This window comes from Streptomyces sp. NPDC056486 (genome assembly GCF_042795295.1).
Classification (GTDB): domain Bacteria; phylum Actinomycetota; class Actinomycetes; order Streptomycetales; family Streptomycetaceae; genus Streptomyces.
The window spans coordinates 13789-38948 of record NZ_JBHTSF010000088.1; the positions used below are offsets into that span (position 1 = coordinate 13789).

General features: G+C 69.1%; 21 protein-coding genes, 1 tRNA gene and 1 pseudogene. 11 read left to right on the top strand and 12 right to left on the bottom strand.

Going from position 1 to position 25160, the window contains the following annotated elements; translation table 11 throughout:
- Positions 1-4: 4 nt before the first annotated feature.
- Together ACFQ7F_RS29005 and ACFQ7F_RS29010 are read right to left on the bottom strand one after the other, a co-directional pair.
- Positions 5-922 (bottom strand): cupin domain-containing protein, encoded by a 918-nt coding sequence (locus ACFQ7F_RS29005; protein WP_383276326.1) that lies wholly within the window; start codon positions 920-922, stop codon positions 5-7.
- Positions 923-1028: 106 nt separating this feature from the next.
- Positions 1029-1946, bottom strand: a complete 918-nt coding sequence (locus tag ACFQ7F_RS29010) for a zinc-binding dehydrogenase (protein WP_383276272.1) — start codon at positions 1944-1946, stop codon at positions 1029-1031.
- A gap of 326 nt (positions 1947-2272) precedes the next feature.
- Between ACFQ7F_RS29010 and ACFQ7F_RS29015 the strand changes: the two genes are divergently transcribed.
- Positions 2273-3268 (top strand): Yip1 family protein, encoded by a 996-nt coding sequence (locus ACFQ7F_RS29015; RefSeq protein ID WP_383276275.1) that lies wholly within the window; start codon positions 2273-2275, stop codon positions 3266-3268.
- Between the two features lie 82 nt (positions 3269-3350).
- Here the strand turns inward: ACFQ7F_RS29015 and ACFQ7F_RS29020 are convergent, their stop codons facing one another.
- Positions 3351-3848 carry a phosphoribosyltransferase gene (locus ACFQ7F_RS29020; protein ID WP_383276278.1) on the bottom strand — a complete coding sequence of 166 codons (498 nt, stop codon included), beginning with the start codon at positions 3846-3848 and terminating at the stop codon, positions 3351-3353.
- Between the two features lie 8 nt (positions 3849-3856).
- Positions 3857-4432, bottom strand: a complete 576-nt coding sequence (dcd, locus tag ACFQ7F_RS29025) for a dCTP deaminase (protein ID WP_383276281.1) — start codon at positions 4430-4432, stop codon at positions 3857-3859.
- Positions 4433-4971: 539 nt separating this feature from the next.
- Between dcd and ACFQ7F_RS29030 the strand changes: the two genes are divergently transcribed.
- Both ACFQ7F_RS29030 and ACFQ7F_RS29035 read left to right on the top strand, forming a co-directional pair.
- Positions 4972-5045: transfer RNA gene (locus ACFQ7F_RS29030), tRNA-Gly, on the top strand.
- A 323-nt stretch (positions 5046-5368) separates the two neighbouring features.
- Positions 5369-6022: a DUF4232 domain-containing protein gene (locus ACFQ7F_RS29035; RefSeq protein WP_383276284.1), complete on the top strand. Its 654-nt coding sequence runs from the start codon at positions 5369-5371 to the stop codon at positions 6020-6022.
- Between the two features lie 113 nt (positions 6023-6135).
- Here the strand turns inward: ACFQ7F_RS29035 and ACFQ7F_RS29040 are convergent, their stop codons facing one another.
- Positions 6136-7659: an ATP-binding protein gene (locus ACFQ7F_RS29040; RefSeq protein WP_383276287.1), complete on the bottom strand. Its 1524-nt coding sequence runs from the start codon at positions 7657-7659 to the stop codon at positions 6136-6138.
- Positions 7660-8177: 518 nt separating this feature from the next.
- Between ACFQ7F_RS29040 and pglX the strand changes: the two genes are divergently transcribed.
- Positions 8178-11738 (top strand): BREX-2 system adenine-specific DNA-methyltransferase PglX, encoded by a 3561-nt coding sequence (pglX, locus tag ACFQ7F_RS29045; RefSeq protein WP_383276290.1) that lies wholly within the window; start codon positions 8178-8180, stop codon positions 11736-11738.
- Positions 11739-12206: 468 nt separating this feature from the next.
- On the top strand, positions 12207-12866 hold the full coding sequence (locus ACFQ7F_RS29050; RefSeq protein ID WP_383276293.1) for a DUF4232 domain-containing protein: 660 nt from the start codon (positions 12207-12209) through the stop codon (positions 12864-12866).
- Positions 12867-12913: 47 nt separating this feature from the next.
- Here the strand turns inward: ACFQ7F_RS29050 and ACFQ7F_RS29055 are convergent, their stop codons facing one another.
- The 3 genes from ACFQ7F_RS29055 to ACFQ7F_RS29065 all read right to left on the bottom strand — a co-directional run bounded on the left by ACFQ7F_RS29055 (position 12914) and on the right by ACFQ7F_RS29065 (position 16337).
- Positions 12914-13213 (bottom strand): SCO4225 family membrane protein, encoded by a 300-nt coding sequence (locus ACFQ7F_RS29055; protein WP_383276295.1) that lies wholly within the window; start codon positions 13211-13213, stop codon positions 12914-12916.
- Positions 13214-13290: 77 nt separating this feature from the next.
- A complete protein-coding gene (locus tag ACFQ7F_RS29060; RefSeq protein WP_383276298.1) occupies positions 13291-13968 on the bottom strand; it encodes a response regulator in 678 nt (225 codons plus the stop codon).
- Positions 13965-16337, bottom strand: coding sequence for a histidine kinase (locus tag ACFQ7F_RS29065; protein WP_383276301.1), 2373 nt, complete (start codon positions 16335-16337; stop codon positions 13965-13967). Before ACFQ7F_RS29065 ends, ACFQ7F_RS29060 begins: the two co-directional genes overlap by 4 nt.
- 323 nt (positions 16338-16660) lie before the next feature.
- Here ACFQ7F_RS29065 and ACFQ7F_RS29070 point away from each other — a divergent pair, with 323 nt between their 5' ends.
- On the top strand, positions 16661-17122 hold the full coding sequence (locus tag ACFQ7F_RS29070) for a DUF5707 domain-containing protein (protein WP_383276304.1): 462 nt from the start codon (positions 16661-16663) through the stop codon (positions 17120-17122).
- Between the two features lie 15 nt (positions 17123-17137).
- On the opposite strand, the gene ACFQ7F_RS29075 is transcribed toward ACFQ7F_RS29070, so the two are convergent.
- Positions 17138-17836 (bottom strand): TetR/AcrR family transcriptional regulator, encoded by a 699-nt coding sequence (locus ACFQ7F_RS29075; protein ID WP_383276308.1) that lies wholly within the window; start codon positions 17834-17836, stop codon positions 17138-17140.
- A 214-nt stretch (positions 17837-18050) separates the two neighbouring features.
- Here ACFQ7F_RS29075 and ACFQ7F_RS29080 point away from each other — a divergent pair, with 214 nt between their 5' ends.
- Positions 18051-18416: a PH domain-containing protein gene (locus tag ACFQ7F_RS29080; protein ID WP_361190664.1), complete on the top strand. Its 366-nt coding sequence runs from the start codon at positions 18051-18053 to the stop codon at positions 18414-18416.
- Between the two features lie 38 nt (positions 18417-18454).
- Here ACFQ7F_RS29080 and ACFQ7F_RS29085 read toward each other — a convergent pair whose 3' ends face one another.
- Positions 18455-18838, bottom strand: coding sequence for a nuclear transport factor 2 family protein (locus ACFQ7F_RS29085; RefSeq protein ID WP_383276329.1), 384 nt, complete (start codon positions 18836-18838; stop codon positions 18455-18457).
- A gap of 210 nt (positions 18839-19048) precedes the next feature.
- On the opposite strand from ACFQ7F_RS29085, the gene ACFQ7F_RS29090 reads away from it, so the two are divergent.
- From ACFQ7F_RS29090 to ACFQ7F_RS29100, 3 genes and pseudogenes are all read left to right on the top strand, one after another.
- Entirely contained in the window at positions 19049-19984 is a 936-nt protein-coding gene (locus tag ACFQ7F_RS29090) for an SGNH/GDSL hydrolase family protein (RefSeq protein WP_383276311.1), read from the top strand.
- A 132-nt stretch (positions 19985-20116) separates the two neighbouring features.
- Positions 20117-20536, top strand: a pseudogene (locus ACFQ7F_RS29095) (hypothetical protein); the annotation flags it as partial.
- Between the two features lie 230 nt (positions 20537-20766).
- The gene (locus ACFQ7F_RS29100) at positions 20767-22026 is read left to right on the top strand and encodes an ion channel protein (protein ID WP_383276314.1); all 1260 of its coding nucleotides are present in this window, start codon (positions 20767-20769) and stop codon (positions 22024-22026) included.
- A 5-nt stretch (positions 22027-22031) separates the two neighbouring features.
- Here ACFQ7F_RS29100 and ACFQ7F_RS29105 read toward each other — a convergent pair whose 3' ends face one another.
- Both ACFQ7F_RS29105 and ACFQ7F_RS29110 read right to left on the bottom strand, forming a co-directional pair.
- A complete protein-coding gene (locus tag ACFQ7F_RS29105) occupies positions 22032-22661 on the bottom strand; it encodes a MarC family protein (protein ID WP_383276317.1) in 630 nt (209 codons plus the stop codon).
- A gap of 26 nt (positions 22662-22687) precedes the next feature.
- Positions 22688-23599, bottom strand: a complete 912-nt coding sequence (locus tag ACFQ7F_RS29110) for a LysR family transcriptional regulator (protein ID WP_383276320.1) — start codon at positions 23597-23599, stop codon at positions 22688-22690.
- Positions 23600-23757: 158 nt separating this feature from the next.
- On the opposite strand from ACFQ7F_RS29110, the gene ACFQ7F_RS29115 reads away from it, so the two are divergent.
- Complete coding sequence (locus tag ACFQ7F_RS29115) at positions 23758-25026, top strand: SGNH/GDSL hydrolase family protein (protein ID WP_383276323.1); 1269 nt, start codon at positions 23758-23760, stop codon at positions 25024-25026.
- Positions 25027-25160: the final 134 nt, after the last annotated feature.

Here is a 25160-nt window from a genome sequence, read left to right on the forward strand (position 1 = left end):
CGCATCACTTGCGAAGTCGAGAACGGTACTCGCCCGGGGCCGTGCCTCGGGCACGTCTGAAGGCACGGCTGAAAGCGTGCGGGGAGCCGTATCCGACCGCGCCGGAGATCGACTCGACCGGCTCATCGGTATCGCGGAGCCGGACGGACGCCAGGTCGATGCGCCACTGCGTCACGTACGCGCCCGGCGTCTGTCCGAGGGCGGACCGGAAACGCCTGGACAGCGTCGCCCGGGAGACGCTCGTCGCGGCGGCCAGGGTCTCCGTGGTCCAGGGGTGTTCCGGTTGGGCGTGGACACACGCGAGAGCGTCGCGCACGACCGGATCACGCATCGCTCCCAGCCATGAGCCGGACTGCTCCTGCGGGTGGCGGGCAAGCCAGGCGCGTACGAACTGGACGAGCAGCAGGTCGACGATGCTGTTGATGGCGGCGGTGGTGCCGATCTGCGGCTGTGCGAGCTCAGCAGCGAGAAGCTCGACGGTCCTTCTGAGCTGCGCGTTCTCCCGGGCCGTGACGTGCATCGGCCGAGCGAGGGAGGTCAGCACCGGTGTGCGCACCTCCGGGTCCTGCTCGTAGTGCAGGACGATCACTTCCGTCTGCACCGGCGCCGAGCCCAGCCGCAGGGCCCGGCCATCGGCAAAAGCCCGGGCCGCCTCTTCACGGTCGCAGGAGCCCATCGTCACGTCGGCGCCGCCGGCTATCCCGTGTGCGGTGCCCGGCGGCACCAGGACGGCGTCTCCGGCCTGCACCTGAAGAGGTTTCTCGCCTGCGACGTGGAGCCACATGGTGCCGCGGGACACCACGTGCAGTGCCGCTCCTGGATAGGAGTCCAGCCACAGGCCCCAGGTGCCTCCGGCCTTCAGCATGACTCCGAGCGCCCCACGCGCACCCGAAATACGCAAGACCTCCGCCAGCACATCCATGGGTCCATTCTCGCCCACCACCGCGAACCGCCCACCGACGGCCGCCCACCGACGGCCGAGGGTGGGCGGCCGACGGCCGACGACGTATGTGTCCTCGTCCACAGCTTCAGGACACGTCAAGAACGACCTTTCCGTGCACCTTCCGCGCGAACAGCGCCTGGACGGCGTCGCCCACGTCGTGCCAGTCGCCTCGCAGTCCGACCGGCGCCGAGAGCCTCCCGGCGGCCATGAGGCCCAGCAGGTCCGTCAGCTCCCCGCCGGTCGGTGTCATGTCGCCGTAGGTGGCGATGCTGCGGGGCTCACCGAAGCCGAACAAGTCCCCTGACGGGAACGTGGTTTCCTGCCCCGAGGAGTAACCGACCAGGTGGATGGTGCCGCCCTCGGCGAGGGAACTCCACGCCTGGGCCACCAGCGGCCCGCCGACCGTGTCCAGGACGAGGTCGAACCGGTCCCCGGTCTCGGCCAGGTCGGTCAGGTCGGTCAGGACCTTGTCGGCGCCGAGTTCACGGAGTCCGGCGGCCCGCTCCGGCGAACCGACGAGTGCCGTCACCCGGGCGCCCGCAAGCGCCGCCAGCTGGACGGCGAAGTGCCCCACGCCCCCGCTGGCGCCGGTGATCAGAACGTTGCGCGCCAGCAGGGAACGCGTGCGCAGCACCCGGAACGGGGTGACTCCGGCGATCCCCAGCGCGGCGGCGTCGGCCAGGTCCACGCCCTCGGGGACGGTGCCGAGCGAGGCGGGGCTGACCGCCACCCGCTCCGCCCACGCGTGGGGAGCCATTCCCACTGCGACGCGCGTACCTTCCGGCGGCCCCGAGCCGTCGGATGCGGCGCGCACCACGACGCCGGCCGCGTCGTGACCGTGCACAGCGCCGGCCGGCCACTGGTCCACGTAGTTCAGCTCTCCGGAGTTGAGACAGATGTGCCGTATCTCCACCAACGCCTCACCGGCGGACGGCACGGGCTCATCGACATCGGCGAACCGGACGGGTCCGGCCTCACTGTGATCGACCACAAGGGCGCGCATAAGGGGTGTGTTTCCTTCTGTCGTGGGTGCGCCTGAACACTCGGCGCGGCAGCAGATCGAGTGCGCACATGCCGCACTGCCGCCTTCCTGGAACCCTTTCGCAGGACCGGGACAGCGACCAGACCAGTGAGAATCAATCAGTTGACGATCTGTGTCAGTGCGACTCGCGGCGCGTCGACGCTCCAGCGCTCCAGAACCGACGGTCATGCCGACCCGGGGGAAAACCCCTCAGGGTCCCCCTAGGGGTTGTCACAGGTCAGCGGCAAACCCTCCTCTCCTCCCCGGGAGGGACGACCTCGGCCCTCCAGACCAGGTACGTTCGATTCGTGGCTGGATTCAGGATCGGACGCGGCCGGGACAACCGCACCCCGCAAGGACGCCCCCAACAACGACCGCGGCAGGAACCGTACGGACAGCAGGCTCAGGCCCCCCAGGGCCAGCAGCCTCCGTACGGCTACCCTCAGCCGCCCTCCCAGCAGTACGGCGGTCAACCGCCGTACGGCCAGGGCCAGGGCGGCGGCCAAGGCGGATACGGCGGGCAGCAGTGGCCGCAGGCGGGCGGCAACCACGGCAATCACGGTGAGCCGGAGTACTTCGGCGGCCCTGGCGGCCAGGGCCGCGGGGGCCAGGGCGGCCAGGGGGGACAGGGCGGCGCCCAGGGCGGCTTCGATCCGTACGCCGCCAACAACCCCGGTCACACCCAGGCCTTCTCCGTGGGTGCGGACCCGTACAACCAGGGCGACACCTACCGCGCGGGCCAGACCGCCCCGCCGCCCGTGGGCCCGCGCCTGCACTGGAAGGACCTGCTGCGCGGCATCGTGCTGAGCCCGGGTCCGACCTTCCTGCAGATGCGGGACTACGCGATGTGGGCCCCGGCCGTCATCGTGACGTTCCTCTACGGCCTCCTCGCGATCTTCGGCTTCGACGGCGCCCGCGAGGACGCCATCACCGCCACGCTCTCGACGGCCGTTCCGTACGTCCTGATGACAGCGGTCGCGATCACGATCAGCGCCTTCATCCTCGGCGTGGTGACCCACTCGCTCGCCCGCCAGCTCGGCGGCGCCGGTGCCTGGCAGCCGACGGTCGGCCTCTCCATGCTGATCATGTCGATCACGGACGCGCCCCGCGTCGTCGTCGCCATGTTCCTCGGCGGCGCCCAGCCCTTCGTCCAGCTGCTCGGCTGGGTGACCTGGATCGCGGCGGGCGCGCTGCTCACGGCGATGGTGAGCAAGTCGCACGACCTGCCGTGGCCGAAGGCGCTCGGAGCGGCGTCGATCCAGCTGCTCGCACTGCTCTCGATCATCAAGCTGGGTACGTTCTAGCAAGCGCGGACCTGAAAAGAAGAAGGGCCCCGGGGGAGCAATCCGCCGGGGCCCTTCGTCGTAGACACCTCTCGCTCGCGCCTCAGGCGTCGAGAACCTGCCCGGCACGCTTCACGACGGGCTCTTCGACGCTCCACGGGAAGTTGATCCAGTCGTCGGTGCGCTTCCAGACGTACTCGCACTTCACCAGCGACTGCGACTTCTCGTAGATCACCGCGCTGCGCACCTCGGCCACGTGGTCGAGGCAGAAGTCGTGCACGAGCTTCAGCGTCTTCCCGGTGTCGGCGACATCATCGGCGATGAGCACCTTCTTGGCGGTGAAGTCGATCGCGTTCGGCACGGGCGCCAGCATGACCGGCATCTCCAGGGTCGTCCCGACCCCGGTGTAGAACTCCACGTTGACCAGGTGGATGTTCTTGCAGTCGAGCGCGTACGCGAGCCCGCCCGCGACGAAGACGCCACCGCGGGCGATGGAGATGATGACGTCGGGCCGGTACCCGTCGTCGGCGATGGTCTGCGCGAGCTCGCGCACCGCGCCGCCGAACTTCTCGTACGTAAGGTTCTCGCGCACGTCACTCATGCTGAATGTCACACCTGGGTTCGATGGAAGTTGAGGAAGGAACGGGAGGCGGTCGGCCCGCGCTGCCCTTGGTAACGCGACCCGTAACGCTCCGAGCCGTAAGGCGCCTCGGCGGGCGAGGTCAGCCGGAACAGACACAGCTGACCGATCTTCATTCCGGGCCAGAGCTTGATGGGCAGCGTCGCGAGGTTGGAGAGCTCAAGGGTGACGTGCCCGGAGAAACCGGGGTCGATGAACCCGGCGGTGGAGTGCGTCACGAGCCCGAGCCGGCCGAGGCTCGACTTGCCCTCGAGCCTGCTCGCGAGGTCATCGGGGAGGCTGATGATCTCGTACGTCGAGGCGAGCACGAACTCGCCGGGGTGCAGGATGAACGGCTCGTCGCCCTCGGGCTCGACGAGCCGCGTCAGGTCGGCCTGCTCCACGGAGGGGTCGATGTGTGGGTAGCGGTGATTCTCGAACACCCGGAAGTAGCGGTCGAGCCGCACGTCGATGCTTGAGGGCTGCACCATGGATTCGTCGTACGGATCGATCCGTACTCGTCCGGTGTCGATCTCGGCCCGGATGTCCTTGTCTGAGAGAAGCACGCACCGAGGATACGCAGAGCGCGCGGGCCCGCCCCAATCGGACGCCCCGCGCGCTGCCTGCCGTTCTCTGCTTTCCTGCTCCTGCGCTGCCCCGCTGTACCGCTACCGCTACCGCTTCTGCGACGCGACCGGCACGGCATGCCGCAATCGGGCACAGCGTGGACAGCGGATAAGCCGGCCGGGTCCGAGCCGGTCGGCCTTCTGCATCGGGAACGAAGCAGTGCTGAACACGTGCCCTTCGGCACATCGGACGACGGTGCGCTCCATCAAGTCCTCGAGTCCCTTCCCCAAAGCCGTAGTTGAGCTCGTAGCTCGCCGCACTCCACTCGCGAGCGAGTCGACGACGAGAGGCCACATTACGGGACGAATAGGGCGCCCCTCCAGGCGGCACTCCGGCCCTTAACGGTACGCCCCAACTCCCGCACCCCGCAGAGCCATCCACGCCCCGGACAGCACGAAGACCCCGGGGCAAAAGCGCCCGGGGCCTGGGATGAGGTAGAGTGTGCGACGTTATGACACCGCCACAGACGGTGTTTTTCGCGGGTGTAGTTTAGTGGTAGAACATCAGCTTCCCAAGCTGAGAGTGCGAGTTCGATTCTCGTCACCCGCTCCACAGTTGAGGCCCAGGTCAGCGACCTGGGCCTTTTTCGTTGGCGGGACCTGGCTTGCGAGCCCGACCCCGTTACGGATCCGTCCCAAGGGTCGGCCGGCGTGGAGGACCATGGCGAGAGTCGCGGAAACCGGCGAACCGGCATGCGGCGCCCGGGCTCGGGGGCGCTCACGCGGCGGCGACACCCCCGCTCCCAGCGATTCCGTGTAACAGGCAGGTATTAGGCGGTGGCCGGACGGAACGTTTGCCCCGGGCGGGCGTGTCCTGGTGATCAGAAACGCTTGCTCATGCCGAACGCAGACGGCACCGACCGTAGGGAAGAAACGATGCGCGCCAAGACCCTCACCCTCGCCGCCATGGCCATCGCCGCCGGTCTCTCGCTCACCGCCTGCCAGGGGGACGAGGACTCCACCGCGAGCGGGAGCGGCTCCGGTTCCTCCTCGTCTTCCTCTTCCTCGGCCGGTTCCTCCTCGTCTTCCTCTTCCTCGGCCGGGTCCTCCGACGACAGCGGCGCGTCCGACGGCGAATCGACCGCCGCGGAGTCCTCCGGCCAGGGCAGCGGTGGCGGGCAGGTCACCACCGGCAACTGCAAGACGGCCAACCTCGCCTTCAGCACCTCCCGCGGCATGGGCGAGGGCGACCTCATGGTCAGCCTCAAGAACACCGGCGGCGACGCCTGCACGCTCAAGGGCTTCCCCGGAGTCGACCTCAAGGCCGACAGCGGCCCGGGCGGCCTCAGCGCCGAGCGCAGCAAGCTCGCCGCCCCGGCCGTCGCCCTCAAGGGCGGCGAGACGACCCGCTTCACCCTCCACACCCCGCGCAACGACACCGGCGGCTCCGGCCTGGACATCACCACCATCGTCGTCACCCCGCCCAACGAGACCCACTCCAAGTCCCTGCCGGTCTCCCTCAACCTCCCCGTCAGCGACAAGTCCGTCGCCACCGTCACGGTCGACCCGGTCGGCACCGGCAAGCAGTAAGCGCCCCTCCTCCCCATCGCATCCACCACACAAAAGCCCCGGGCCATCGGCCCGGGGCTTTGTTGCTGTCCGACCATCAGGTGTCGCGTGCTTGTCGCGTGCCTGATGGTCGATCAGTCAAGCGGTGCCCGGAACGCCCCACCGTAGAGTTCGTCGAGGCCGATAAGCAGCACACCATCCTCGCCCAGCGCCCCACGCGACACCTCACTTCGCAGCGAGTCGCTGAAGCCGGCTGCGCTGAAGCAGGCGATCTGACATCGGCTGGTGTCCATGCCGCGCGCGGTGAGGACTTCTCTCGCCCGAGCCAACCGCTGCAGGTGACTCAGCCCCATGACGGTGCCCCACTTCGCCTCGCCGAGCAGGTGAACTGCTTGCTTCCTGCCCCCGGACCCGGGTTCCACCACGGCTACGTCGATCTGCGTCTGCCGCCGTGCTGCCGGGTCTGTCACCACCCCGCTGCCTACCTCCCCCGACGACGAGCGGAGCAGGGCCCTGCCCGGCCCAAGTACGTACTCACGGCACACCGTCTCGAAGTGTGGTCCGGCCACCTGCGACGCGAAGCGTTCCGCAGACTGTGCCCACACCTCTTGAGCCTGTCCGCTTTCCAATCGCGCCCAGGCGGGTCGCATCACCGACTCGTAGAAATTGATCAGCGGCTCGGTGATTCTGTACTCGGACTTCCCTGCTCGAAAGATGTCCGCGTCCCGTACCAGCAGGTGACTGTCCTCCAGGACGTGGAGGGGGTGTGAGATGTCCACCGACTTGCGGCCGATGTACCCCGCGATCCCACCCCGTGTCGAATTTCCCTGGGCCACTGCGGCAAGAACTGAGTGGTACAAGGCCGTGTCCCGGATGTCCGCTTCCTCGGCAAGCAGATACCGGGCCTCCCGGAAGAGCGGACTGAAGGGCGAGAGAACCGTACGGCAGATCCAGTCGTCGAACTCCTCCAGCCTGGTGGGTACGTCGTCCGCGAGGAACTGTCGCCGGTACGCAGGCGTGCCACCGACCACCGCATGGAGACGGGCCGCGAGCGCGGGAGCATCGGCGACCCCCCAGAATTCAGCGGCCGCCCGGTACCCGAAGGGCCGTACGACAAGCTCTAGTTGTGCCCGTCCCCGCAACGGCGCGGTACTCGCCAGCAGCCCGCCCATGACGGACATCGCCGACCCGCACAGAAGAAGCCTCATCCGGCTCTCCTCAACCTGAAACCGGTCGACCTCTCGCTGGATTATGGACGGAAGCTCTGGAGCGGTCTTCGCCAGGTACGGAAATTCATCGATCACCGCAAGCAGGGGAACCTGAGAATTTCGCGGCGAGGCCAGCCCGAAGAGGTAGGAGATGGCGTCATCCCAGGTGGCAAAAGCAAAAGGGACCGGCGACCCCACATGATCGGCAAGAGCCGCGGAGAACTGGCGCAGGGATTCCGCTTCCGTCGCCGCAGTGGCTCCGAAATAGAAGCCCCCCTGCTGCTCCACCAGGGCGCGCAGCAAGTAGGTCTTGCCCATACGCCGCCTACCGCTGACGATCCCGAGCATGGCATGCGGCAGCGGCCGGGTCGCGAAAGCCACGAGAGCGTCCCACTCGGCACTCCGGTCGAAGACATGGGCCGGCTTGCTCGAACGCGTATAACCCGACACCGAAGACACTCCTTAGGAATGGACTCCTAAGGAGTGTACTCCTCGCCAAGGTCTTCTGCTCAACCAGAGAGAAACGATCGCGCGCCGAAGCCGAGAGTCATGACGCTGACAAACGTCACGCCCCCAGCCGCCAGGGAAGTAGCCGCCCCCTGCCCCAGCTCCCAGAAGACCGCACACGCGACGACGGCGCCGATGGCGGCACAGAGGGCGATTAACGCAAGCCAAAGCCCTCGCAAGTCTGAACTTTCACCACTCATGGAACTGCCTCTCCCTCAACGGCCAACGAGCAGGGGAAGCCGTGCAGGGCCTGTCGGCACATCGCCGACCCAGGCACGCCAACCCACTCGCCACGCACGATTCAGCCCAGGGCGGCAGCCGGTCGACTACCACCCCGTGAGCCTAGAAGGTACCGCTAACACTCTCAAGCATTTATGGCGCCCTCTCGCTGGTAATCTCGCCGCAACGGGGCCGGCCCTCAAGGAGAGGCCACCACGGATCGACTGAACGGGAAGCTGCCAGTGATCTCCAGCGAACTCCTCTGCCGGGACCTGCGAGGGCTGATGGCGGACCTGAGGAGTGATCTGCTGGCACGAGCGCAGGAGAGCTCTGTCGCTGCCGTTCTCCACAGCGATTACGCACGCGTGAGGGAAGAACGGACAACGTCAGCGACCTGGGAGGCGTGGAGGGAAGAGCAGCTCGGCCGTGCGGCTGCTTCCTGGCTTCTGACCCTGACGATGATCAGGTTCTGCGAGGACAACGGAATGCTCGATGCTTCCGCTCTTCTGGCCGTCGAGGAGTCGCAAGACGGCTCGCCCACTTCGGAGGCACGAGCAAAGGAGTCCGTGTTCGACGTGCTGGCGCGGGTTCGTTCTCTGCCCGTCATGGGGCAGGCGCTCAGCCCGCACAGCAACCCGATGTGGAAGATCACCCCCAGCGACCAGGCTCTTCGGACGCTTCAGTCGTTCTGGCTCCGCAGGTCCCCTGAAGGCTCCCTTGTGCACGACTTCACGGATGAGGCGCGTGATACCCGATTCCTTCGAGACCTTTACGCCGTACTCGACGAACAGGCGATGAGGTCATACGGACTGGTCGCGACGCCGGATTTTGTGGCCGACATGATCCTCGATCTCGCGGTCGAACCGGCGGTCGCGGAGTTCGGTTTGCCAGGGTTCCGGGCCATCGACCCCGCCTGCGGCTCAGGCGCTTTCCTGTTGGGCCTCTTCCACCGTCTCTTCCAACTGTGGACCGACACCGAGCCGGACATGAGCCCCTGGCAGCGGGCTGCCCGGGCACTGCGGTCTGTCCACGGGGTCGACATCGACCCGTGCGCGGTGAGCATCGCGCGTTTCCGGCTTCTGGTAGCCGCCATGAACGCCACCGGTGAGCGGCGACTGAGCATGGTCCCCGACGTGCCCGTGGTCGTTGCGGCGGGAGACTCCCTCCTCCAGGGCCGGGACGCTCCGCACGTCGTGGACCTCACCCCGGAGGAACTGCCGCCGCTCTCCCCCAGGACGGAGTTCTCCGAATACTCGCGCCGGTACGACCTGCTCGGCCACGTTTCCTATCACGCCGTGGTGTCGAATCCCCCGTACCTCACGGTCAAGGACAAGTCGCTCTCCGCTCTGTACCACGATGCCTACGTGAGTTGCAGAGGTAAGTACGCACTCAACGTGCCTTTCACCGAGCGGGCCTTCGAACTCGCGGCGGCAGGAAAAAATAGCGGGTACGTGGGTCTGCTGACGTCCAACTCGTTCATGAAACGAGAATTCGGCCGACCGCTCATCGAGCATGTGCTGTCGAGGGTCGACGTCTCTCGGGTCGTCGACACCTCTGGTGCCTATCTCCCCGGGCACGCCACACCGACCGTCGTACTCATCGGGCGCAATCGTGAACCGGATCCGCAGGTGCCGGTGTATCTGGTAGTCAGCAGGCAGGGAGAGCCTGAGATGCCGTCAGTGCCGAGTGAAGGACTCGTGTGGCAGTCTCTGCTCCGCATGTCAGGCGGGTCCGCTGCCGCCGAAGATCGCTGGGCCCAGTCCTTTTTCCAGCAGCGAAGTGAGCTGGCCACTTTCCCCTGGAGCCTGACGGACCCGGCCAGCAGGGATCTGCTGCGCCGGATGGAGCAGGGGGAGCGGCTCGGTGAACGCGTAGCCCGGATCGGCTATCAGGCCGCTACAGGATCCGATGACGTCTTCTGCGCTCCACTCCAGTCGTTCGTACGATCCGGGGCCGAGCGGGAAGCCTGCGTACAGGTCGTGACCGGGTCCGGCATTCGTGACTGGTCGGTACGCAGCGAATCCGGTGCTTTCTTTCCCCGCGCACGGGGTGGAGGCGGCGACCGGCCCCAGGCCATTGATCTGTCGCGTTTCCCCGGGCATCACCGACGGCTGCGGCCCTACTGGTCAGTGCTCGTCAAACGTCCCGGCATCAAGAGTTCCGCTGCCTGGTACGACTGGCACCAGGTCGCGTCGAACCGGAACGTACATCCCTGGTCGATTGCCTTCCCCTGGGTGGCAACCCACCCTCATTTCGGTCTGCTCAGAGGCGCGTTGGTCCCGCTGAACTCAGCACCCGTACTGAAGCTCCCGTCCTCGGCTTCGGAGGCCGATCACCTCCGATTGCTGGGCGTGCTCAACAGCTCGGCCGCTTGCTTCTGGCTCAAGCACATGAGCCAAAGCAAGGGAGAACCCAGAGCCGACCAGCTCCGGGGCGGCGAGGCGTGGGAGAGGATCTTTGAGTTCACCTCGACGCGCCTGCACGAACTGCCCCTGCCTGCCGACTTTCCCCTCGAGCGCACCGCGATGCTCGACTCGATGGCGACCAGCCTCACGAAGCTGTCATCGTCGATCACCGATACGCACACGCCTCTCGATCAAGAACTCTTCGAGTCCGCGGAGAACCGATGGGCCTCGATCCATTCCCGGATGATGTCCGCACAGGAGGAGCTCGACTGGCAGGTGTACGAGTCGTACGGACTGCTTCCCGGTGACTGTGACTTGGTCTCTCCGTTGACCGAGACACCACCGATCGAGGTGGGCCAGCGGGCGTTCGAGATCGTGCTGGCCCGTAAGGTCCAAAAGGGACTGGTCTCCAAGGCGTGGTTCGACCGTCACGGAGCAACCCCCACGACCGAGATTCCCCTGCATTGGCCGACCGCATATCGGGCGCTCGTGCAACGCCGCATCGAAGCCATCGAACAGCACGACTCCCTGGCGCTGTTGGAACAGCCGGAGCACAAGCACCGGTGGTCGGCCCCCGGCTGGCAACACTTCCTCCGGGTGGGACTGCGGGATCGGATGCTGTATCGGTGCGAGGGACCGGACTTGTGGTTCGAGACGACGAAGGGAGAACGTCGTCCTGTCACACGCACTGTGGAGCAGTTGGCCAAGCTGCTGGAAACCGATGCGGAATTCGCCGTGCTCGCAGCGCGTCACTCACCTGGCACCCGGATCCTGGACGTAGTGCAGAGCCTGCTCAATGACACACACGTCCCTGCGGCACCAGCCCTCCGATACAAGGAGACCGGCCTGGCGAAGCGGAACGTCTGGGAAGCCGAGTGGGATCGCCAATGGGCGTCGGGTCAGGGAGGACGAGGAGACGCGACAGCCGACCGTCGGGAGCGGGTCGGCGCTGCCCGTTCTGTACCCCCTCGCTACACGTCCGCCGACTTCATGAGGCCTTCCTACTGGCAACAGCGCGGCAAGCTCGACGTCCCCAATGAACGTTTCACGTCCTTCCTTCCGCCCCTCTCCCCGCTGTCCCCGGGCACGGTCCTGGGGTGGGCAGGGTGGGACGCCCATGAGCGCGCCCAGGTGCTGCTCGCTCTGCTCGAATCTGGTTCGCCCGTCGACGCCGGTGGTACCGAATCGACGTTTGCGCTGCTCACAGCTCTCCAGGACACCCTGCGTTGGGTACAGCGGACTGAAACGGACCTCGGGCCCACCGAACAATCAGGCTCGTACCAGGAGCACCAAGAGGCCTTCCGCCGTCACGTGGAACGCCTTGGAACTTCGCAGGCGGAGATCGCCGACTGGAGGCCCCCCGCTCCGAGAAGGGGACGTCCACGAAAGGGCTCATGACAATGCACAAGCGGCCGACAGATCCGGGAGCACGAAGCAGGCAGGCGACTCCCTCAAGTCGGGCGGAGGGATCCTTGTCGGCCTTCTGTGAGTCTGCGGTGGCAAATGATTTCAAGGGCCCGCCTGTTACGGATCTGTCCCGGCGGGCGACAGGCGTGGAGGTCCGCGGGCGAGAGCTGCTGGAACCGGCGGTCCCGTGTGCTGTGGCGCGTGCGAAATCGGCGCTCCGGTGGGGGTAAAACCCCATTTCATGGGGCTGATCGGCAGGGAGGCGGCGGGTTTCCGTCGGGCTTGAGGCGTACGCGTCCGGCCGTGGTTCCCCCGCGCTGCCACCGCGTCCGACAATCGTGTGTAACAGGCATGTATTAGGGGGTGGTCGAGCGGAACGTTTCCACCTGCGAGCGGGTCTTGGTGATCAGTAACGCTCACTCGTGCCGGACAGACGGCACCGACCGTAGGGAAGAAACGATGCGCGCCAAGACCCTCACCCTCGCCGCCGTGGCCCTCGCCGCCGGTCTCTCGCTCACCGCCTGCCAGGGGGACAAGGGCTCCGACGCGAGCGGCGCCGGTTCCGGCTCCGGGTCCTCCTCGTCCTCCTCCTCGTCATCCTCTTCCTCGGCCGGGTCCTCCGACGACAGCGGCAGCAGCGCGTCCGGCAAGAACGCCAAGACCACCAGCGGCGACTCGGCCACCACGGCGGCCGGTCAGGGCAGCGGTGGCGGGCAGGTCACCACCGGCAACTGCAAGACGGCCAACCTCGCCTTCAGCACCTCCCACGGCATGGCCGAGGGCGACCTCATAGTCAGCCTCAAGAACAAGAGCGACACCTGCTCGCTCAAGGGCTTCCCGGGCGTCGACCTCAGGTCCGAGGACGCCTCCGGGCCCCTCAGCGCCGAGCGCAGCAAGCTCGCCGCTCCGGCCGTCGTCCTCAACACCGGCGAGACCACCCGCTTCACCCTGCACACCCCGACGAACGACGGCACCGGCGAGGACCCGGTGTACGTCAGCGCCATCGAGGTCACCCCGCCCAACGAGACCCACTCCAAGTCCCTGTCGACCGACCTCAACCTCCCGGTCGGCGCCGACGGCGAGGTCTTCGTGGACCCGGTCGGCACCGGCAAGCAGTAACCGGGCGAGCGTGCCGTTCACCGGCTCACCGGGTCACCGGCTCCCCCTCACTCCCGCCCCCGCCCCCGGCTCAGCGCACGCGCGCACCAGTTGATGATCGCCGCGTTGACCAGCGCCCCGACGGCGACCGCGAGGATCACCATCGCGGCGCCGTCCGGGAGTACGAGGAGTACGAAGCTGGCCGGGGCCGTGGCGAGCAGGGGAATGACGCCTGCCATGGACTCGTCCGAGCTGTCGGCCGCGGTCACCACCAGCGCCCACACCAGCAGGGCTGCGCAGACCGCGAGGTAGGCGATGGCGATGATGGCGCCGGCTTTGGGGCGGCGGCGGTCAGGGATTCCGGGCATGGCGGTGGACGCCTCCGTAACGGTGTGGTCGAGGTGCGGGCGCTGGACGTCGTCAGAGGCGCGGGCGCTTGATGTCGTCAGAGGTGCGGGCCCGGTGGGTTCGGGCGGGCCAGGCCCAGGTCGTACGCGAGGATCGTGGCCTGTACCCGGTCGCGCAGGCCGAGTTTCCGCAGGAGCGCGTTCACATGGGACTTCACCGTGCCGACCGTGATACCCAGCTCATCGGCGATCTCCGCGTTGTTGAGGCCGGACGCGAGCAGGGCAAGGACGTTCCGCTGACTGCCGGTCAGGGTGTCCAGGTCGTGCGGCCCTGCCCCCGCGCCGGTGACAGGACCTGACGCGTAGTGGCCGATCAGTCTGCGGGTCGCCGACGGGGCGAGGACACTCTCGCCTGCCGCCACCACCCGGATGCCCTGCAGCAGTTCGGACGCGTGGACGTCCTTGAGCAGGAAGCCCGAGGCTCCCGCGCGCAGCGCGTCGAAGACGTACGCGTCGAGGTCGAACGTGGTCAGGACCAGGACCCGGGGTGCGTCCTTGCGGCCCGTGATGATCCGGGTCGCGGCGATGCCGTCCAGTTCGGGCATCCGTACGTCCATGACCACCACGTCGGGCGCAAGCTCCGCGGCGAGCCGTACCGCGTCGACGCCGTCGGCCGCCTCGCCGACCACCGTCATGTCGTCCTCGGCGTCGATCACGGCGGCGAACCCCGCCCGCACGATGCCCTGATCGTCGACGACCAGCACTTTCAGGCTCATCGTTCCCTTTCCTCGTCTCGTTCCCTTTCCTCGTCGGTCCGCGGCGCGAGTGGCAGCCTGAGGCTGATCGTGCCCGCCGGGATCGTGGTCAGGGTGCCGTCGAGTGCCTCGACCCGGGCCGCGAGCCGTTCCCGTACGACAGGTACCGCGGAGCCGGACACTCCGGTGGCCGTCAGCGTCAACGTATCTCCGTCCGCGTCCAGTACGAGCACCGCGGGCTCATCGCCGCCGGTCGCGAGCAGCGTTTCGGCGGCGTTGTAGGCGGCCAGGTCCACCGCGGTGGGGAGGCGGTCCGGCACGCGGCCGGTCAGCCGTACCTCCACGTCGCGGCCGGTCGCCCTGACCTGGTGGGCAAGGAGATCCAGGGCCTGGAGGGTGGGCTGCGGCCGCAGGTCGCCTCCCCTTTCTGCCGCTCCCTCCCCTTCCCCTTCTCCCTCCGCCTCGCGGACCGTGTCCAGGAGCGCGCGCATCGCCGCCAGCGCGTCGCGGGCCCGTTCGGCCGTCTCGTCGAGCCTGCCCGCCTCGGCCTCCGTGACCATGTCCGCGGTGCGCGCAAGAACCGTCGTCTCCAGGCCCGCGGCGATCCTGCGGCGCTCGGCCCACGCGTCCCTGACGGCCTCCTCGGTCCAGGTGGCGAGGCGTTTCTCCTGAGTACCCCTGGCAGCCGAGCCGCGTCGGCGTGCCAGAGTCCCGCCCCAGCGTGCCGCGCCGACAGCCACGGCTGCTCCGGCCGTCGCCCACACGGCGACCGCCCATGCAGGAGCCGTCGTACCCCGGTCAAGGACTGCGGCGGTCGCCGCTCCCGCGTGCACCACCACGGCCGCGAGCGTGAGGGTCCACGAGAGCGCGCGGTTCTCGGCAGGGGGCGTACGTGCCGCCTCAGCGGCAAGGGCCGCGCAGGTGGCGAGCATGCTCAGCGTGGGCGGCAGGGCCGCAGGACCGGTGTAGTCGCCCGCCACCATCGCCACCGGCCACAGCGGGGCCAGGGCGAGCAGGCCGGCCTGGGCGGAGAGGGGCGCCCGGCGCAGCCACAGCAGCGCGACCGCCTGCGCCGCCGCAAGCAGCGCGAAGAGCACGCCCGCGGACACGTGCTGCGCGTTGGACGCCGTATCCGCCCTGATCACCAGTGCCGGGAGCAGCGGTTGCAGGACGAGGCCCGCTGCCGCCGTCAGCTGCGCCAGGCGGTAGTTCCACGTCGCGGGCTGCTCCACCGGGGCCGCGGTCCGGCCGGGCAGAACCGCGCGCACCTCCCAACCGCCCTCCTCCGTCGGGCCGCTGTGCAAGGTGCCGCCCGCCTCCCGTGCGCGGGACCGCAGGAACCCCTGGCCGCGTCCCCCGCCCAGGCCGGCCCCGTGGGCCTGGGCCTGGGCCTGGGCCGCCGCCTCCGCACCCGCCTGTGGTGGCGTGCTCGTGACCACTACGTCCGTGCGGGTTTCGCCGTACCGGCACAGCACCTTCGTGTACGCACCGGGAGCGTGCCGTGCCACGTTGGTCAGTGCCTCGCGCACGATGCCGTACGCCGCGTCGGCGACGGCGCCGTCCGGCAGCGGGGCGATCTCCGCGTCCACCTGCTGGCCGAGGCGGCGAAAGCCCGCGACCAGGCCCCGCAGTCGCTCCTGCGGCGACGGCAGTTCCTCTCGGGAGGGGGCGGGAGCCCGCACCGCGCCGAGTGCCCGGGTGACCTCGCGGCCGGTCTCGACCGCGAACTCCGCTGCCTCATCGGCCAGTTCGGGGCGCCGCTCGCGCAGGCCGAGCGCCGCCCCCACCGTGACCACCACCGCCGTCAGGTGATGGGCGCTCACGTCGTGCAACTCCCGCTCCATACGGCGCCGTTCGACCGCCGGGAGCCGGTGGCGCTCCGCCTCGGCCCGCTTCAGCCGCTCTTCGGTCGCTTGCCGTGCGCGGCTCGTCCGCCGTACGAGGAAGCCGGCGGCGCACGCGGCGGCGTAGAGGAGAGCGGTCAGGACGAGGTCGAGTCCGTTCCGGTCGCTGAGGCCGTGCAGGGTGATGTCCTGCAGCAGCTGCCAGACCGCGAGCGCCACCACGCACGTCACGGCGGTGAAGGTGTCGCGTTCGGTCGCCACGGTGAACAGGGCGAGCGCGACACCCGCGGTCCCGAGCAGCGCCGTAGCCCCGGCGGGCAGCGGCCCGGCACCCAGCGCACAGGCCACGGCGACCACGACGAGCGTGAGCACCGGGCGGATACGGCGGAGGGCGAGCGCGGCCGTCACCACTCCGGCGACCAGGGCCGCCACGAGCAGGGCGGCCCCGGAAGGAACGGCCCCGCGCACCAGCGGCGCACCGGGCCACACCACGGCCTGGGCGCAGATCAGCAGGACCGGGAGCAGCCGGTCGTCGGTTCGATTCATGACAGATCAAGGCTATGACCGCGGGTGAGCGGATCGGCTCCGGCGTGAGGCGGATGTCGCTCCGTGCCCCTCTTACCTGGGTTATAGGTGCGGGCGGCGCACCCCGGTCGGTGGACGCCGATGGGGCCTCCTCTACCTCTGGTTCGAGACGGCAATCGTCCGTCAGCCCGAGGTCGGCGCCCTGCGTCGCGCCATAGTCTCGATCACATCGAGAAGGCGACCGGCCGTCGGATCCATCGGCTCGGCGAATCTCTCTTCCCTGCCGATTCAGCTAATTCGGCTAATTCGGCTAATTCAGCATGACTAATTCAGGGGGTACTTCCATGTCCAAGCGCATTGTTGTCTCGTCGCTCATCGGTGCTGTCGTCGTCGGCGGAATCGCCGCCGGTGGAATCGCCATGGCCTCGGACTCGGCCCCGACGGAGCCGACCCTGGAGAACGCCTCGGCCCGCTACGTCGCCCCGTCGCCCGACGGCGGCATCACGGGCTCGCTCACCTTCACCGCGGACGTGAGCGACGACTCGGGCATCCGGGGCCTCAAGGTCCTTGCCTGGCCCGCCAGTTCGAAGCTCGACCCGACCGAGGCGGAGCTCCGGAGGGCGGAGGGCGCCACGTGCAGCAGCACCACGGACGAGACCTCCCGCTGCACCTACACGCTGAAGGTCACGGAGAAGGAGGCGGCGAAGTTGGACCAGGGCACCTGGTACGTCTCCGCGCGAGCGGCCGCCAAGGACGGGGGCACGACGTTCGTGCCGCGCGCCGCCACCTTCGACGTCAGGCGCTGACGCCGGGCGCCGACGTCAGGTGCTTGTGCTTCGGGGTGTTCGGTGTGGGCCCAATTCCATGAGTACGTCGCCGAGTTGGGCGGCTGTGAGGGCGGGGGCGGGGAGCGCGGGCGAGGCCGGCGAGGCGCGCAGGCCGTCGAGGAACAGGGCCAGGGGGCGGCGCCAGGCGTCGGGCGCGATCGCGGCGGTGGCGATGGTCAGGGCCGGGATGGCTCGGCCCAGAGCCGCGAGTGCGAACAGCACGTCCTCGGTGGTGACGTCGGCGCGGACCGCGCCCTGCTCGCGGGCCCGGTTCAGCAGGATGTCCATCGTCTCGCGGTTGTGGGCGTGGACGGCCTGGAGCGCTTCGATGCCTTGCAGGTGAGTGGTCATGAGGTCGTTGGTTCCGCGGTCGGCGGCCAGCGTGACGAAGACGGCCCGCAAGTAGTCGTTCAGCGCGGCCCAGGCGTCCGGGGCGGCCCTGGCCTGCTCACCAGCGGCCATCGTGCCGGTCAGCAGGTCGTGGAAGACGGCGTCGATGAGGGCGGCACGGGTGGGGAAGTTCCGGTAGAGCGTCGCGTTCCCCACGCCTGCCCGGCGGGCGATCACGTCCAGCGGCGCTTCGAGCCCCTGCTCGGCGAACACCTCGCGGGCCGCCTCCACCAAGAGATCCCAGTTGCGCCGCGCATCGCGTCGCCGCGGGGGCGTCGCGCGGTGTGAGTCGCCGGTCGTCATCACTCTCCCTGCCATCCGGATGGCTGCCACCCAACTGCCGCCTGCCTACCGATCGCCCCAAGTGGGGAGCGCTCCCCGGTAGTGATGCTATCTTCGCGATCCTAAGTGGGGCCGAGGCCCGCGTCCGATCTCACGCCCGCAGGCCGCGCGTTAGAGTCGAAGGCTCCTGTGAGTTCATTCGAGTTCACTTGAGTTCCATAAGTGGGGGTCTCTCATGGCACTGTTCGGAAACGCGCACACGATCAATCCGGCGACCGCGCAGCAGGACTACGCGCGTCTGCTGGGCCACGGCGAACAGGTGCAGGCCGCGTTCCTGCTGATCCGCGACACCATGCTCTTCACCGACCGCCGTCTGGTCCTCGTCGACAAGCAGGGGATAACCGGCAAGAAGGTCGAGTACCACTCGGTTCCGTACCGCAGCATCACGCACTTCTCGGTGGAGACCGCCGGACACTTCGACCTCGACGCCGAGCTCAAGATCTGGATCTCCGGCACCCACGAGCCGATCCAGAAGACCTTCACCAAGGGCGTCGACATCTACGAGGTGCAGGCGATCCTCACGCAGTACGTGGCGCGCTGACCAGCAGTAGTTCGTAGAGCGGATGGGGTCGCCGCCGCTCAGGCCGTCGGCACGCGGTCCAGGAAGCCGTGCACGGTACGGATACGCCCGTCCTCGGCGAGCGCGATGACGTCGAATCCGGCGACGGGCGCCGAGCCGTCGGCGACCGAGACCAGTTCCCACGCGAAGCGCGCGATGTGGTGGTTGCCGTCGACCGCACCGGTCTGCCGGAACTCGAAGCCCGGGAACTGCCCGTGGGCCCCTTCGATCACGGCGGCGAGGGACTCGTGCCCGGCGACGTCGGCCAACGGGTCCGTGTAGCTGCCGTCCTCGGTCCAGGCGGCGGCCACGGCCTTGGCCAGGTTCTCGGCGCCCTCGGCGTTCCAGGCCTCGAAGTAGCGGGCGACAGCGGTCTCGTACGCGGAAGTGTCGTGTGCGGACATGGCGGGTGCCTCCTGTGATTCGGTCATCGGGGTTGTTCCTTCGATGAGTTGAGCTTGCCGGGCGGCCGAGGGCGGGTCGATTACGTCCGAGGTAATGCGAGGCCGGAAGCGCTCCCCGGTGTCTTCTCACGCGGGTGCGTCTGTGCTTGCCTTGGGGCCGCTCGGGGGCCTCTTGGGGCCTCTTTCGGTCGCCCGGACGGGAGTTGGCGTATGCGCAAGCCGTGGATCGGTGGAGTGCTTGCCGCCGTGCTGCTCCTCGGGGCGTGCGGTGACCCCGGCTCGTCCGAGGCCGCCCCGGCCCCCGCCCCGAAAGCTCCCAGCGCCGACGCCACCCCGCCCCCGTCGCCGTCCCCGTCGCCACGGTCGTCGACGGTCCGCCCCCGCGTCGCAGAAAAGTCTCGGACAAAAGCCTCAAAGGTCCTCTATCTCGGGGACTCTCTCGCCATGGAGAACCAGACCGTCCTCGGCGACCAGCTCCGCGCCGAACTCGGCGCCCGCTACCGCAGCGCGCCCTACTCCGGCACCACCCTCTGCGACTACCTCGACGGCACCGGCAAGGACTCCCTCGTACCCGACAAGGACAAGGCCGCCGCGCTGGTGCGTGCGGAGCGGCCCGACGTCGTGGTGCTCCAGTTCTGGGGCAACGCGTGGGGCTATACGCCGTGCATGGACGGCATCACGTACGACAAGGCGCGGGAGAAGTACTTCGACCGGTACGCCGCCGACGCGAAGGAGCTGACCTCGCAGATCAACGACGCCGCAGGCGGGGCGGACCGGCCGCGCGTCGTGTGGGTGCTGCAGGGCCCCGACCCGATCACGCCCGACCGCGTACGGCGCGTCAACGGCATCTACGAGGCGCAGGCGCGGGCCTCGGGCGGGATCGTCGCCGACGCGGGCCGCACGGTCGCCCCGGCGTCGGGTCGGCACACCTGGGTCGAGAAACTGCCGTGCACCACGTACGAGCGGAACCACCCCGCGTACTGCACCGAGCAGGGCCGCAGCCGCACCGCCCTGCACCGAAGCGACGACTACCTGCACTTCTGCCTGGCACCGACCACGGCCAAGTCCCGCCCCTGCCCCACCCGTTCGCCCGGGATCCGGCGGATGACGGCGGAGATCACCCGGACTGTCGCCGACGCGCGCTGATGATGCGCGGCCCCGGGCCGGCCTCCGTGCAACCCCACCCCCACCCGTTCGGCCCAAGCCCGCTCGCGCACCCCCGGAGGGCTGTCACACGCTGTGAATTCCTGTCGGCAGAGCAACAGAGAAGGGGTGCCCATGAGCAGCAGCGGCAGCGGCAGCAGCAGCAGCGGCACGACCGACCCGCGGGGCGCGGGCGCGAGCTCCTGGACATCGGGCGGCACGATGTTCGCCGGTGTCCTGATGCTGGTCAACGGCATCCTCGGCATCCTCGAAGGCATCGCGGGCATCGCGAAGGACGACGTCTACGCGCGCATCGGGGACTACGTCTACAAGCTGAACCTCACCGCGTGGGGCTGGCTGCATCTGATCCTCGGCATCCTCGTCGCGGTGACCGGCTACGGGATCCTCAAGGGCGCGGCCTGGGGCCGGGTGAGCGGTATCGCCCTTGCGTCGCTCGCCGTGGTCCTGCAGTTCATGTGGCTGCCGTACCAGCCGATCTGGGCGCTGATCTCGATCGCGATCGGCGTCTTCGTCATCTGGGCGCTCTGCACGGACCACCCCGACCGTCACCGTGACCGTGGCGTTCCGCCGGGCGACACGGCGGCAGCGGGCGGCTGGGGCCCCAGGCCCACCTCAAGCGGCCCCGGCCCGTTCGCCGAAGGCCCCAGTGCCTCCGACCCCGGTGGCTCCAACCTCGGTGGCACCGGACCCAAGCCTCCTCCCACCACGCCTCCTCCCACCGCCCCCTGACCGGACGCGAGGCAGAGGCAGCCCCGGAGGGGCCCATGACACCGCAGGCCCGCGCCCTGCTCCCGCTCGTCGTGCCCGCCCTGCTCGTCGGCGTCGGGTCCAGCCTGATCCTGCTGCTGCTCAGCCTGGTCGCCGAGCGGTTGCAGGATCTGCTGTGGGACACGTTGCCGGACGCGGTCGGGGTGTCCGGGACGTCGGTGGGGTGGATCTTCGGTGCGCTCACCGCGGCGGGTTTCGTCGTCGGTCTGATCGTGTGGAAGATCCCCGGGCACGCCGGGCCCGATCCCGCGACGCTCGGCCTGGTCGATCCGCCCCTGCCCGTCCGCGTGCTCCCCGGTATCGCGCTCGCCGTCATCGTGGGCCTCGCGGGCGGCGTCAGCCTCGGCCCCGAGAACCCGATCACAGCGATCAACATCGCCCTCGCCTACGCACTCGGCATGAAAGCCATGCCCCGCACACCCGCGGGTGACTGGGTCGCCCTCGCCGCCGCGGGGACCATCGGCGCCCTCTTCGGTACGCCGGTCGCGGCGGCGCTCGTCCTCTCCGAGACCGTCACCGCCCCAGGACCCGACCCGCGCCCCCTGTGGGACCGCCTGTTCGCGCCGCTCGTCGCGGCGGGTGCGGGGGCGCTGACCACCGTCCTCATCGCGCACCCGACGTTCCAGATCGACGTCGAGGCCTACGGCGGGCCGCGCTGGGTCGACCTGCTCTCCGCGATGGTCATCAGCACGGCGGCGGCCGCGATCGGGCTGTGCGCCGTGTACGCCTTCCCCTACCTCCACCGCGTCTTCCGCCAGCTCGGACACCCCGTACTGATGCTGACCGTGGGCGGTCTCGTGCTCGGCGCCCTGGGCGCGCTCGGCGGCCATCTGACCCTCTTCAAGGGCCTGGACGAGATGAAGGAGCTGACCACGCACGCATCCGACCACGACGCGGGCAACCTGCTGCTGCTCGCCCTGGTCAAACTGCTCGCCCTCTGCGTGGCCGCCGCCTGCGGCTTCCGGGGCGGGCGGATCTTCCCCGCGGTCTTCGTGGGCGTGGCCCTCGGCATGTTCGCGCACGCCCTCGTCGACGCCGTACCGCCCGCCCTGGCGATCACCTGCGCCATCCTCGGCATCCTGCTCGCCACGACCCGGCAGGGCTGGCTGAGCCTGTTCACGGCGGCCGTCGTGGTGATGGACCTCGAACTGCTGCCCGTCCTGTGCGTCGCGGCCCTGCCCGCCTGGCTGTTGGTGACGGGACGCCCGGACATGCTGATCGAGAACGAGGAGGAGGTCCAAGGGGCGGCCTCATGAGCGGGTCATTCGCGGTTCAGGCCCGGCACCCCCAGCGCCCCGAGCCCGTCTAGGACCAGGTCCACGCCGACCGCCGCGAGCAGCAGGCCGAGGAGACGGCCGAAGAGCTCGATCGTCGCGTGATGTGTGTTGCGCAGGATGCGCGCCAGGAGGACCACGCACACCAGATCCAGGGCGACCACGGTCACGTACGCGCCGACGACGGTTGAACGCCAGGTCCAGGTGTCGCGGGCCGCCGCCTCGATCAGTACGGCGGTCATGGCGAGCGGGCTCACGATGTACGGCATCAGCAGTTCGCGTACGCCGCTGACGAGATCAGGGGCGTCCTGGTTCGCGTGGTCCGAGCCGAGGTGGACGCCGAGGACGAGCCCCACGGCGTAGATGAAGAAGATGACACCGCCCGCGAGTTGCAGCGCGGGGGTGGAGATGTGGAAGAGCTCAAGGAGCCACGGCGCGGTGAAGCCCACGATCAGGCCCACCACGACGGCGGCCCCCGAGGAGACGAGGGCGATCGTGCGCAGCTCGCGGACCGGGTGGTTCTGCGCGAGGCCGCCGAAGGCGAGCAGCACCTTGGGCGGGCCGACGACGGAGAAGAAGGTGATGAATGCGGCGGAGTAGGTCAGGGCAGCGGTCACGCACGGCATCCTGCACCGCGCCGCGTCTAGAACGCCGCGGGCCCGCCGTTCGCCGCGACCGTGTCGCGCACCGCGCGGACGAAGGCGTCCAGGCGCGGGGTGCCCGCCGCGGCCGTACGCCAGATCAGTGCGACATCGGCCGAAGGAGCGTCGTCCAGGGGTACGAAGGTGATGTCCGGCCGTGAGTAGTACTTCTCCACGGACGCGACGACCGGCGACACCCCCTGCCCCGTGGCGACCAGCGTCATCAGCTCCTGGAAGCCCGCGACGGACTGACCGCGGCGGATCGGGAGGCCGCTGGGGGTGCGGGGCGGGATGTGGAAGTCCCACCAGTAGGCGGGCGCGCCGTTGACGACGCCGAAGAAGGTCTCGCCCGCGCACTCTTCGAGGGACACGCTGCCGCGACGGGCGAAACGGTGACCGAGTGGCACGGCGAGCATGCGGGGTTCGTTGATGACGACGGGCCCGACCGTGAGGTCCGGCTCCTCGACGGGCAGGCAGGTGAACAGCGCGTCGGCCTCGCCGCTGCGGAGCGCGCCGAGCGGGTCCCCGAACTGGGTCTCCCGCATCCGGATGTCGCAGCGCGGGCAGCGTCCGCGGAACGTCTCCAGGATCGCGGAGGTCAGCGAGCCCGCGCCCGACCCCAGGAAGGCGACGGTCAGCTCGCCCTCGACGCCGCGCGCCACGTCCTTGGCGCGGGCGACCGCGGCCTCCATCCTCAGGTGCAGCGGCGCCAGGTCGTCGTACAGCTGACGCCCCAGCGAGGACATCTCGACCTTGCGGCTCGTGCGCTCGAAGAGCGGGGCGCCGATCTTGCGCTCCAGCCTCTTCACGGTCTGGCTGACACGCGCCTGGGAGAGGAGGAGGCGCTCGGCGGTGCGGCCGAAGTGGAGTTCTTCGGCCAGGGTCAGAAAGGTCTCAAGCTCTTGCCGTTCCATAGCTTCTCCCCCACCTCGTACGGCTGTGACCTGCATCGATAAGCCTGAGCGTGCCGATCGTTTCACGGAACGCCGTTGATCGGGGGGTGGCGGTGGCGGATCTTTGAGGAGTCCGGCCGACGGACGGCGCCACTCCTCTCAACTCCCCGGAGATTCCCATGCTTCCGCGCACTCGCACATCCGCTGTCGTCGCCGCTGCCGCGCTCGCCCTGACGGCCGGTCTCGCCGTCACGGGGGCCCAGGCGGCGGGCTCGAAGTCGTTGCCAGGGCCCGCCTGGACCGCCGCCTGGGCGGCTTCGCCGCAGCGCGCCAGTACAGGCTTCAAGCCGAACTGGTCGGAGGACGGATTCTCGGGTCAGACCCTGCGCCAGGTCGTACGCGTCACCCAGGGCGGCGACAGAGCCCGTATCCGGCTCTCCAACGCGTACGGCACATCGCCGCTGCACATCGCGGGCGCGACCATCGCGCGTACGAAGAAGGGGGCCGCCGTCGAGGAGGCCTCGGTGCGGCGGCTCACGTTCGAGGGGAGGCGGTCGGTCTCGATCCCGGCACGAGGCCAACTCTCCAGCGACGAGGCGGGCTTGGACCTGAAGCCCTTCGAGTCGGTCACCGTCACCCTGCACCTCGCCCGTACGACGGGCCCCGCCACGTTCCACGCGCAGTCGTTCGCGACGAGTTACCGGGCGCAGGGCGATCATGTCGGGGACTCCGGGGCGGGGGCGTTCGACGAGTCGACGGAGTCCTGGTACTTCCTGTCGGGCGTGGATGTGAGCGGCAAGGAGCCAGGCCACGGCAAGGGCGTCGTTCTCTTCGGCGACTCCATCACCGACGGCTTCGCCTCCTCCACCGACCTCAACCGCCGCTGGTCCGACGCCCTCGCCGAACGCCTCACCAAGGCGGGCACGCCCCGGCCGGTGCTCAACGCCGGTATCGGCGGCAACCTCGTCCTCAACGACTCGGCCTGGTACGGCGAGAGGGGTACGGCCCGGTTCGGGCGGGACGCGCTGTCCCTTCCGGGGGTGGGGACTGTGGTCGTTCTCGAGGGACTGAACGACATCGGCTTCAGCGAGAGCGATACGCCCACCTACAAACCCGCGCCGGAGGTGAGCACCGGTGAACTCATCGCGGGGCACCGGAAGTTGATCCGGGCCGCGCATGCGAAGGGGGTCAAGGTGGTGGGGGCTACGTTGCTGCCGCTGGGGGGCTCTGATCACTATGGGGAGCGGGCCGCGAAGGTGAGCGGCGAGTTCAATGAGTGGGTGCGGTCTTCGGGGGAGTACGACTCGTATGTCGACTTCGACAGGGCGCTTGCGGATCCGGCTGACGGGGAGCGGATTGCCCCCCAGTACGACAGTGGGGATCACCTGCACCCGAATGACGCGGGGTATCGGGCGATGGCACGGGCGGTGGACCTCGAAACGCTTTAGTCCCCAACCCCACCCCTTCCCAAGAACCCGCTCGGCGCGGGGGCCAGGTGCCTTGTACGTGCCGTCATCACCGGCTTCGCCGAGTTCGTCCTCAATCGCCGGACAGGCTGAAATCTCTCAGCCTGTCCGGCGAT